This is a genomic window from Paraburkholderia sp. SIMBA_030 (assembly GCF_046535245.1).
Lineage (GTDB): Bacteria > Pseudomonadota > Gammaproteobacteria > Burkholderiales > Burkholderiaceae > Paraburkholderia.
In genome coordinates this window covers 1-363 of sequence record NZ_JAWRXB010000154.1, presented here as the reverse complement: position 1 = coordinate 363, position 363 = coordinate 1, and the positions used below count along the sequence as shown (strand labels likewise).

1 protein-coding gene is annotated in these 363 nt (G+C 62.5%); it reads right to left on the bottom strand.

Going from position 1 to position 363, the window contains the following annotated elements:
- Positions 1-64: 64 nt before the first annotated feature.
- Positions 65-363: TOBE domain-containing protein (locus tag SB772_RS39445; protein ID WP_410838445.1), on the bottom strand; the 299-nt coding region annotated here is incomplete at its 5' end.

Sequence of the window (363 nt, the reverse complement as noted above, 5' to 3'; positions counted from 1 at the left end):
AGAGCGACAGGCCGCTCACCGCATATCCCCCTGTGGGAGCGAGCGCGCCCCCACATTTTGTTCTTCAGCGGCCTTTGAATTGGGCCACGTTGGCGCTGTGCGCCTCGGCTTTTGGTTCGCCAGCCACACCCAACCGCTCCCCGGTCTTGGCATCGAACAGCAACACTTTCGACGGATCGAATTGCAGGGTCAGGGTTTCGCCCGGGGCCGGTGCAACATCGGGTGCCAGACGGCAGCAGACTTTGGTTTCATTCAGATTGACGAACACCAGGGTGTCGGGACCGGTCGGTTCGGTGACCTGGACTTCCGCGCGGATGGTCGGCAAACCGTTCGGCTCGCCGTTCGCCAGCACGATCTGCTCAG